Genomic DNA, 9,405 nt, shown 5'->3' on the forward strand with positions numbered 1-9,405 from the left:
TAAAAATAGCAAACGAATTGATTCCACATACCGGTGTCCTGATAGTTTTACCAGGACGAAAAGGGAATCCCAACTCCAACTAATTTTTGACAATAATTGACGCGTAATTCCTCATGTCAGAAATCCGGAGTAACGGGAACGGTACCGCCGCTGTATCCGGGGACGAACGTTGCAAAAACCACTGGAAGGCCGTCTCAACAGGTTAAACTGATGAAACGGTTTCCGGGAAGGCGCAACCAGTAGGATGATCCGCTAGTCAGAAGACCTGCCTGTAATGTGTGCTGGAAATACTTCTTCGAGTAAAGGAGGTGAAGCGTTGATGTTAATGCAGTAAAGCCCGTTTCTTCCCCCCGAGAAGGAATGGGCTTTTTTATTTTAGTTGTACAGAAATTTCGTAAAGGAAAAGGGTGGCACGGATAAACTTTGTTTATCCGTGTCTCGAATAATGTTCTCATATTTATCATAGTTCAAATGTCCAGGGAATCCCGTAAAAACGGGAGCTGCCCCGCAACTGTAACCGGCGACGAACGCTGCATGATGCCACTGGAATCCGTTTAAAACGGCTAAAACTGATTAAACGGTTTTCCGGGAAGGCGCAGAAAATAGGAAGACCCGGGAGCCAGGAGACCTGATTGAACGCCCGTTTTATCAATTCTTATTTCCGAGGGGAAAAGAAAGGATACGCATGAAGTATTTAATTATCGTAATAATGTTTGTATCGATACTCAGTTTTGAATATTTGGCCGAGCCAGCAGAGCAGGCAGACGAATCTACTCCCGAATGGAAACCTCTGCAAGAGCAATTTATTATCCGTATGCCTGGCAAAGAAGAGATTCCTATGCCGATAGAAGAACCAACTCCTGAAGAAAAAGCGAAACCAATAGAGGAAAATCAACCCCAACCTCCAAAAGAGGAAAATAATCAGGATGACCCGACACCAACGCCTGCGCCAACACCTGAAGAAGATAAATCAGCGCCTCAGAATGAAATGACATCGCCAGAAATACCCAAAATTGATTTGCCTCACGAAGAACAAAATGATGAAAAGGAAACGGTGATTACACCTACAAGAACGAAACAATTATTAAAGGATGTCGGCAGCTCGGTGTCTGTTATTACAGAAAAGGATATTACGAATAGCAAATCGCCCCTGCTCCTTGACGTCTTGCGCCAGACACCAGGCCTTGAGGTTACAAGGACCGGCCCAATAGGCGGGGTGACAAGTTTGTTCTTACGGGGCGCCTCTTCTGCCCAAACCCTCGTGTTCGTTGACGGTGTCAGGATGAATAGCCCAACAGCCGGAGGATTTGACTTTGCAAATCTTACTACTAACAACATTGAAAGGGTTGAGATACTGCGCGGCCCTCAAAGCACACTGTATGGCTCCTCCGCAATGGGTGGTGTTGTCAATATTATCACGAAAAAAGGCGCGGGAGACACCAAAGTTACCCTGGGAACAGAATACGGGATGCGTGATACCTATAGAGAAACAATTAACGTTTCAGGCGGGAAAGAAAAATTCGACTACTCCATAGGCGCTTCCTACCTGAAAACCCATGGAATATCACAAGCCAGCAGCGGAAGTGAAAAGGATGGCTACGAGAATTTTACCGGCTCTGCACGACTCGGTTGGAATTTTCTGAAGAACGGAAGGATTGATACGACCGTACGAGGCTCGCACTCTGATTATGAAACCGATGGGTATGTATTCGGTGTTGGTTTAACTGATGACCCAGATCGGCATGTAACAACAGATGAGATTCTTTTTTCTACGAAGGTAAGTAAAACTTTTTTCGATCTATGGACTCCCTCATTTCTCTTTTCAGTTAACGACACAGAATTGAAAGGCTTTGACCCGACTGATGCACAGGGCGAATATCGGATACCTACACGACTATGGCGGTTTGAGCATCAATCCGACTTTTCTCTCTTTGAAAATGACACATTAACTGTTGGGTATGAATATGAAACTAAAAAAGGGAAAAATGAAGGGGTGTTCGATTGGGAGACATTTTGGAACAACGCTGTTTTTGCGGAGAATCAAATAAAGCTCTTTGATGCATTATCCCTGACCGCTGGAATTCGCCGTGACGATTACAGTACATTCGGGAACCAGGTTACCTACAGGACAACCGCATCTTACAACATTGAAAAGATCGGCACACGATTCCACAGTTCCTGGGGAACTGGTTTCAGAGCGCCCAGCATAAACGAACTTTTTTATCCCTACTATGGCAATCCAAACCTTAAACCTGAAAAAAGCAAGGGTTGGGACTTTGGAATCGGAAAAGAAATCCTGAAAGATAAACTAACCATGGACATCACATATTTTAAAAATAACTTTGATAACTTAATTACTGCAGCGGTGCAGCCGGATGGTAGTTACTTAGCAGAAAACGTAGCTAAGGCGGAGTCAGAGGGAATTGAAACGATCATAACCTATAAACCGCACGCTAAATTTTCTTTAACGGGAACGTATACTTACACAGACACGAGAGATAGGGACACGGATCGGCAATTACCCCGAAGGCCCAGGAATAGAGCAACACTTGGGATTAATGCACAACCTCTTGCAAAATTGAATTTGAATGTAACAGGAGTAATGGACAGGGACAGAATAGATAGCGATGGCAAGGAGATGGATAACTATTGGACAGTCAACCAGGTTACCCGCTATGACATCGCAAAATCTATGGCTGCTTATGTCAGATTTGAAAACCTTTTCGATTATCACTATGAAGAAGTGCCGGGCTTTGGTTCCCCTGGCTTCACGGCATATTGTGGACTGGAATTCAAGTTCTAAAGATACAGGGCTGTGTGATACCGGCAGCCGCTTTTTATAGTTAACAAAGATAGGAGATGAAATCAAAAAATACGATTGATACGTAATAATGAAAAACAAATTGGGGTCACCCTCCCACCCTCATTTTTCACCAATGGAGGTGAGAAGGGTAATGGCAAGCGTAATCGCGGACGATTGAATTGCCCCGTATGTGCACATTGCACCCTCATTTCCAGAATGAGCACGAAACTACGGCGGTAAGCAAAATATGGCGAGAATTATTTATTTAAGAAACTTAGCATGTTAAGGAGGAGTTGTAAGATGAAGCACATGATGAAAGCATTGGGAATATTTATTTTTTTTGTGATTTTACCCGCAGCATACAGCGCCAGCCAGGATGTCACCATTGAAATTAATTACGGGGGAATACAACAGAACCGTGAGACGAAAACAACCTGGAAACCGGGTATTACCGCCCTGGAATCTCTTCAATCCGTTGCAAAAGTTGAGACCAGGAAAATTGGCGATTACCTTTTGGTTGTATCCATTGATGGTGTTGAAGGGAAAAGAGGGGAAATGGCCTGGTATTATGACCTCAATGGCAAACATGCAACGTCTGTTGCCAGTAAATATGTACTTCAGGAAGGCGACCATTTGAAATGGATATATACTAAGGATGTTTGCAGTCCTAAAGCCGCTGGTGAGTCTTGTAAGTAGTATCAATTAAAGATTATTTACATTTTGGTAAAAGCATGAAAACTTACCCTGTCAGGGTTTTAAACCCTGACAGGGTTGATATAGACAATTTCATATTTCAATTTTGTCTTTTCCGTCTTGTACAGTTCAGGAGTAAACAATGAAAAGATATTTAATCCTTTTTGTGTTAATCTTTCTTGCAGTCCACCAACCGTCTTCCTTTGCAAGAGAGATCAAGCCAATAAAATACCGTTTTATCGTGGGACCTTACCTGACTCCCACTGTTGTTAAAGCAATAAAAAATATCTGGGCTCAGTATCCCTTTCTGAAAGAGCGCATAGATTTTGAGCTCATCAGCAAGACAGACCTGGATATGAACTTTGATCCCCGCGAGATTGAGGATTCTGATATTGTTGTTATCGATATCATGGGTATAAGAATCTCTACTTCAACACAAGCAGGTTTCGATCGTGAAGTGATTAAAAAGGCCATATCCAATGGTGCGCGCATACTCCCGATAAGCCAATCGGGAGGAATGGACAAGGAATACCTCGAGCTAGGTTTTACCTATGATGAAGAGTTTCGTACCTATTTCGAGTACGATGGTGTTGAAAATTTTCAAAATATGGTGCTATTCTCTCTGGACAAATACGAAAAAATCCCTGGAATAAAAATAGAATTACCAAAAAAGCGTCTGAAAAATGGCTATTATCATCGTCATAATTCACAGGGAATGTTTTTTGAAACCTTTGAAGAGTTTGAGCGCTGGTACCGTGAAACGGGTTACCTTAAAAAGGGGGCGGAATGGGTGGCGGTTTTAACGTATTCAGCATTTTGTGAGCGGGATCAAAACGAGGCGGAAGACGAATTGGTTCGTCTCCTTGAAGAAAAGGGTTTGAATGCCTTTATTGCCTTTGGTTATCCCGAAGCTGCTGTTGTTGAAAAGATATTGTCTGATATGAAAGAAAGCACAAAGGTTTCAGGCATACTATCCTTTTTATTTCGTTTTTCAGACTTTAAGGCCACCGATGTGTTGGGAAAATGTGGGGCGCCAATAATCAATCTGATTACCCTCTACGGAAAAGATGGAAAGGAATGGGAAAGCGATCCGGAAGGCCTAAGCTCCCTGGAAGGAAGCTGGCAATTGGCAATCCCCGAAATTGCCGGCCTTATACAACCTACCGTCGCCTCCTATCGTATCCGGGAAAGGGACGAAGAAACCGGTTTTTATGCCGAATACCGGAAGGCCATACCAGAACGTATCAACCGTGCTGTCAATCGTATAAAAGCGTGGATCAACTTACAGAAAAAAAATAATAAGGACAAAAAGGTGGCTATTTTTTATTGGAATTATCCGCCCGGGAAACAGCATATTGGCGCCAGCTATCTGAATGCCTTTGCCAGCATTGATAATATCCTGAAGAAGATGAAAGAAGAGGGATTTGATGTTGGCAATGAAGCGGTTAACGCGGATACCCTTCTTGAAAATTCCCTGAAGTATGGAAGAAACATTGGGAATTGGGCACCGGGTGAGCTTGATGAAATGGTGAAAAACAAAAGATGCGTCTTACTGCCGCTGGAGACGTATCAAAAGTGGTGCAGAAACCTGCCTGCAAATTTTATAAAAAAAGTTAATAAGGACTGGGGACCTGTCGAGGAATCAAATGTGATGATGTGGACTGACCCCGCGCAAAAGAAGAAATATATGGTAATCCCTGCCGTAAAGCAGGGAAATGCCGTCATCCTCCCCCAGCCCGTCCGGGGTTGGCTTCAGAACCTGGAGGCTATGTATCATAGCAAAGATCTATCGCCACACCATCAGTATTTAGGCGCCTATTTGTGGCTGAAATATGGCTTTGGCGCAGATGCCGTTATCCATTTGGGCACGCACGGCACACACGAATGGCTGCCGGGCAAGAGCGGCGGACTCTCCGGCGATGACCCGCCAGAGGCATTGATTCAGGACTTACCCGTAATTTACCCCTATATTGTGGATGACGTTGGCGAGGGGCTCGTGGCAAAACGAAGGGGCTCTGCAGTTGTCATCGACCATATGATACCCCCTCTTAAAAAAGGCGGACTCTATCATGAATATGCCGAACTGGAAGAATTGATTGGTGATCATAGTCGGGCGCTTGCCCAGGGTGCTGAACATGCAAAACAATATATGGAAAATATTATGCAGAAAATAAAAAGCCTGGGACTCGATAAGGATATTAAGATTGACGAGTCGGCTATAAATTTAGCCCAAACTGCTTCCGCTACATCCACTTCCTCAATTTCACAGGAAAGAAAAGCAGGAGAAGAATCAACATTACCAGAAAACAGGCAGTTTTCGTTAAAAGAGCCAGCGAGAAACATGGATGCCAGCACATGCAATTTGCCGGGATACGAACACGAAGTTATTCATAAAATAGAAGGATATCTGCGGGAGTTAAAACAGCTTAATATGCCGTATGGGCTTCATACATTCGGCGCTGCTCCAGATGCATCACTTCGTTTATCAACGATTCAGGCAATTCAGGAAGTTGCAAAAGAAACTTCTGTTGATGAATTGGATAAAAATATCCAGGAAGGTGCAAGGAGAGAATTATCCAATCTGATCAAGACTATGAATGGACAATATATTCCTACGGGAACGGGAAATGATCCTGTGAGAAATCCCGATTCTTTGCCGACAGGAAAGAACTTTTATGCCTTCAACCCGGATAAAATCCCTAAAAAAGAGGCATGGCAAGTGGGTGCAAAATTAACAAAAGAACTCCTTGATGATTATCGGGCAAAAAATGACGGTAAATTTCCCGAAAAATTATCCTTTGTGATATGGGGCACTGAGACTATACGCCACGAAGGGGTGCTGGAATCTCAGATACTCTATTTGCTGGGAGTTGAACCTGTCTGGAATGAATGGGGAAAGGTAGCAGGGATAAAAATCATACCAAAAGAAGAGTTGGGACGTCCTCGAATCGATGTCGTTGTATCTTCAGCGGCAGAAGAGATGTTTGGACAGTTGACTCAATACATTGACCAGGCCGTCCAGATGGTAAAAAACCTTGATGAAAAGGACAATTATGTGCAACAACATTTCAGAGAAGTTGCCGGCAAGCTGATTCAGCAAGGCTGGCCGCAGAAAAAGGCCGAACAATATGCGGCCATTAGAATCTTTGATGAAGCCCCGGGACGTTACGATCTGAACGTTTCTCGCATAGTAAGTGCAAGCGGAACCTGGGAAAACGACTCTGTTGTGGCAGATGAATATTTAAAACGGATGAGCTATGGATATGGGAACGGTCTATGGGGGGAGCCTATGGAAGAAGTCTATAAAATGGTTCTGAGTGGAACCACAATGGTCATTCACAGCCGCTCGACAAATCTTTATGGAACTCTTGATAATGACGACTTTTTCATGTATGCGGGCGGTCTTGCTGCAGCGGTCAGGGAATTGGACGGAAAATCACCAGAACTTGCCGTCACGAATATGATGAATCCCGTCAAACCTGAAATGACATCGATTGACAAGATGATGGGTATGGAATTACGGTCGCGCTATTTGAACCCGCAATGGATTGAAGGGATGAAGAAGGAGGGTTTTGAAGGCGCTAACAAGATGGCCGAAATTGTAGAAAATATGTGGGGCTGGCAGGTCACCGCACCAGAGACAATGGACGCCGCCCGATGGGAACAGATGTTTGAAGTTTACGTGACTGACAAATACGGCATGGATTTGGAAGAATTTTTCAGCGAAAAGAACCCTTATGCCTATCAGGCTATTACTGCCCGAATGCTTGAAACCATACGAAAAGGTTACTGGCAGCCCACGGAAAATATCAAACAAACCCTGGCGAAGGAATATGCGGAAACGGTGGCAACGCACGGCGCCGCCTGCTGTGAGCACACCTGCAACAATCCTGCATTCCAGCAGTACACCATGGATATTCTGAACGCCCCCGGGCTTATAAGTTCTGATACCCTGAATACGTTTGCTGAAGTTATGCAAGCAACCTCCGGCAAACCCCCCGGTGAACAGAAGGCAGAAATGGATAAAATAGTCCAGGCCCAGGCAATCTCGCAAAACAAAGGAGAACAACAGGCTCCACCAGCAAAATCGGACGAACAAATAGCAGAGAACGAAGGGGTTAAAAGGACCGAAACCGTCAAGGGATTGGAGATGGAAGAGGTAAAGACTTATGAGAGCAACCCAAGCGCCCAAAAATCAGATACACCATGGATTACCGTTGCTGTTGCGGCGGGATGTTTCAGCCTTTTCGTTTACGGCTGGATAAGGAGGAGGTCATGAACCTGCTTGCTCTGCTGCAAACCATTCTATCCGTTCTGTCATCAGCCATGCTCTATCCGGTCATGATTTTACTGGTCGCCTTTTTTCTCTGGATGATTATAACTCTTGGAGGGTTTGTTTTTGAATATCTGGAACGAAAGAAGCAAACCCGGAAGCAAGGGCCGAAAGAGTTTGTAGAATCCTTTATGGAACATAGCAATGAGAATACCCTGCATCTAAAATTTCAGGAAATCCAGGAGATGCCATTTTATTTTCGGGAATATCTTGAGGAACTTACCGGCGAATTAAAAAAGGATACTGCTGGCAGAGAGGTTCGTGTAGAATATTTATTGCAAAGCATAGAACAAAAAATGGTTAAAGGCCTGGACACACTTCGCCTTATGATTCGCGTGGGCCCCACCCTTGGGTTAATGGGAACCATAATCCCCATGGGACCTGCCCTATCAGCCTTATCACAGGGTGATCTCGAAAAGTTATCCAGCAACATTATCATTGCCTTTACTACAACTGTCGTTGGATTAGCAATCGGGATTACTGCCTATTTTCTTTCCACCGTAAAAAATCGGTGGATTCATGAAGATATAAAGAACCTTGAGTATTTTACTGAATGTGTTATGAAAAGTTAGTTTAAGATCTTTCATTTCATTTTACTTTTTTGAAAAGCGTCTCCAATAATGAAGATATTATACAAGGGAGAACCAATTCATGGAGCCCCCCTATTTTCAAAGGGTTCACAATCAGTGAATATTTTTCAAAAACTAAAGCGATACGATTTTTCTTTGTTTTTCTGTAACACTTTAGTTTTTTTGAAAAAATATGACTTCTCAGCTATTTTACAACTCTGACAGGGTTCTGAAACCCCGTCAGAGTTGAACCAGCACGCGGGATTTACTTTACGTCGTCATGGTGTTTCAAAAAATAAAGCGTTACGTTTTTCTTATGAATTTGTCATGGATTGGGATTATTACAATATGAGATACCTTAAAAAGAGACGCAGGGTTATTGGAAAGGACGTTGATCTTCATCAGGAAGATCCCATGTCAGGCGTTGCCAATCTTTTTGATGTGGGAGTAGTCTTTATTGTTGGCCTTATCGGGGCGCTGATAAGCGCTTACAGTCTGCTCGATTTCCTTTCTCCAAAGACAGAAATCACTATGGTCAGAAGTAATGACAACGGCCAGGTAGAGATTGTTACAAAAAAAGGGAAGCAGATAAAGGTTGAAAAGGTCACGGACAGGAATTTACAGGGAGAAGGCACCCGTCTGGGCACAGCATACCGGCTAAAAGATGGAAAGGTAGTCTATGTGCCGGAAAATAATAGGGAGAGATAATTACCACCTTTTATAACCCGTGTGCTTATTACGTTATTCCCGGCAGGTTTTTTTCTATCTTACTCTAACCAGCATCTTTCTAACAATCTTATAAGAAAAGTCCCGGAAAATAACTCCTGAACAGCATCTCTATCCCTAATGAACTCCGAAAGCATCATAGCGACCAGAGCAATCCTGTCACCAGGGATTGCTTCGGGTTGTCGTCCTCTCAATGACACTTGCATGGACATGTATTTGTTACGTTGTAACTATTCAGCGTACTTTCGCTCACAAACCCTATGGGTGAACAAAATATTGAT

5 protein-coding genes and 2 riboswitches are annotated in these 9,405 nt (G+C 43.6%); all 5 genes read left to right on the forward strand.

Annotation, left to right across the window (positions count from 1 at the left end):
* Nucleotides 1-15: 15 nt before the first annotated feature.
* Nucleotides 16-287, forward strand: a riboswitch (cobalamin riboswitch).
* 165 nt (nucleotides 288-452) lie between these two features.
* Nucleotides 453-650: riboswitch (cobalamin riboswitch) on the forward strand.
* Nucleotides 651-685: 35 nt separating this feature from the next.
* The 5 genes from BIY37_RS09935 (at nucleotide 686) to BIY37_RS09955 (ending at nucleotide 9,106) form a co-directional block, all read left to right on the forward strand.
* Nucleotides 686-2,803, forward strand: coding sequence for a TonB-dependent receptor domain-containing protein (locus BIY37_RS09935; protein WP_070067689.1), 2,118 nt, complete (start codon nucleotides 686-688; stop codon nucleotides 2,801-2,803).
* Between the two features lie 300 nt (nucleotides 2,804-3,103).
* On the forward strand, nucleotides 3,104-3,499 hold the full coding sequence (locus BIY37_RS09940) for a DUF4430 domain-containing protein (RefSeq protein WP_070067690.1): 396 nt from the start codon (nucleotides 3,104-3,106) through the stop codon (nucleotides 3,497-3,499).
* A 139-nt stretch (nucleotides 3,500-3,638) separates the two neighbouring features.
* Entirely contained in the window at nucleotides 3,639-7,775 is a 4,137-nt protein-coding gene (locus BIY37_RS09945; RefSeq protein WP_070067691.1) for a cobaltochelatase subunit CobN, read from the forward strand.
* Nucleotides 7,772-8,401 (forward strand): MotA/TolQ/ExbB proton channel family protein, encoded by a 630-nt coding sequence (locus BIY37_RS09950; RefSeq protein WP_070067692.1) that lies wholly within the window; start codon nucleotides 7,772-7,774, stop codon nucleotides 8,399-8,401. Before BIY37_RS09945 ends, BIY37_RS09950 begins: the two co-directional genes overlap by 4 nt.
* 345 nt (nucleotides 8,402-8,746) lie before the next feature.
* Nucleotides 8,747-9,106: a DUF2149 domain-containing protein gene (locus BIY37_RS09955; protein WP_070067696.1), complete on the forward strand. Its 360-nt coding sequence runs from the start codon at nucleotides 8,747-8,749 to the stop codon at nucleotides 9,104-9,106.
* The last annotated feature ends 299 nt before the right edge of the window (nucleotides 9,107-9,405 follow it).

Source organism: Candidatus Brocadia sapporoensis, assembly GCF_001753675.2.
Taxonomy (GTDB): Bacteria; Planctomycetota; Brocadiia; order Brocadiales; family Brocadiaceae; genus Brocadia; species Brocadia sapporoensis.